Below are 1617 nucleotides of genomic sequence, written 5' to 3'. Positions count from 1 at the left end.
CGGTTCTTCACTGGTACGGGAATATCAACCCGTTGTCCATCGACTACGCCTGTCGGCCTCGCCTTAGGTCCCGACTTACCCAGGGCAGATTAGCTTGACCCTGGAACCCTTAGTCATCCGGCGGACGGGTTTCTCACCCGTCTTTCGCTACTCATGCCTGCATTCTCACTCGTCCACAATCCACCAGAAGTTACCCGCTGGCTTCACCTCGTGAACGACGCTCCCCTACCCATCCAGCAAAACTGAATGCCACGGTTTCGGCGGTGTACTTGAGCCCCGCTACATTGTCGGCGCGGAATCACTTGACCAGTGAGCTATTACGCACTCTTTCAAGGGTGGCTGCTTCTAAGCCAACCTCCTGGTTGTCTCAGCAACTCCACATCCTTTCCCACTTAGCACACGCTTAGGGGCCTTAACCGGTGGTCTGGGCTGTTTCCCTCTCGACTATGAAGCTTATCCCCCACAGTCTCACTGCCACGCTCTCACTTCCCGGCATTCGGAGTTTGGCTGAAGTCAGTAACCTTGTAGGGCCCATCGTCCATCCAGTAGCTCTACCTCCGGGAAGAAACACGTGACGCTGCACCTAAATGCATTTCGGGGAGAACCAGCTATCACGGAGTTTGATTGGCCTTTCACCCCTACCCACAGCTCATCCCCTCCATTTTCAACTGAAGTGGGTTCGGTCCTCCACGCGCTCTTACACGCGCTTCAACCTGGCCATGGGTAGATCACTCCGCTTCGGGTCTAGGACACGCGACTCAATCGCCCTATTCAGACTCGCTTTCGCTACGGCTTCCCCACACGGGTTAACCTCGCCACGTATCACTAACTCGCAGGCTCATTCTTCAAAAGGCACGCTGTCACCCCACAAGGAGGCTCCAACGGTTTGTAGGCACATGGTTTCAGGTACTATTTCACTCCCCTCCCGGGGTACTTTTCACCATTCCCTCACGGTACTGATCCGCTATCGGTCAACAGGTAGTATTCAGGCTTACCAGGTGGTCCTGGCAGATTCACACGGGATTCCTCGGGCCCCGTGCTACTCGGGCAACCCTCCAACAGCGGCGGAACACATTTCGACTACGGGACTCTCACCCTCTACGGTCCAGCATCCACACTGGTTCGTCTATATGCCCGCACCTCACTGCGCCATGCCGGCAGACATGACAAGGAGGGGCCCACAACACCGCACATGCAACCCCTGCCGGGTATCACACACATACGGTTTAGCCCCATCCGCGTTCGCTCGCCACTACTAACGGAATCACTTTTGTTTTCTCTTCCTGTGGGTACTGAGATGTTTCACTTCCCCACGTTCCCTCCACCCGGTCTATGTGTTCAACCGGGGGTCACACGACACGTCGTGCGGGGTTTCCCCATTCGGAAATCCTGGTCTCAACGTCCGGTTATCGACTCCACCAGGCTTATCGCAGATTCCCACGTCCTTCTTCGGCTCCTGTTGCCAAGGCATCCACCATGCGCCCTTGGAAACTTTCACACACAATGAAAGTCCTCAAATGAGCAATATCTAACTAAGATGTCATTCTCGGCATCACCACACCTCACACACCACCCCAGGGGGGACAGTGCGATCAACGATGCAGCAACAAAAAATAA

Annotated in this window: 1 rRNA gene; it reads right to left on the bottom strand. The window is 55.2% G+C overall.

The features are described from left to right. Window positions 1–1498 (bottom strand): 23S ribosomal RNA (locus QL983_RS10795); the annotation flags it as partial. Between the last annotated feature and the right edge of the window lie 119 nt (window positions 1499–1617).

The sequence above is a fragment of the Micrococcus sp. APC 4021 genome, assembly GCF_030407635.1.
Taxonomy (GTDB): Bacteria; Actinomycetota; Actinomycetes; order Actinomycetales; family Micrococcaceae; genus Micrococcus; species Micrococcus luteus.
This window is presented reverse-complemented; position numbering and strand designations above follow the sequence as displayed.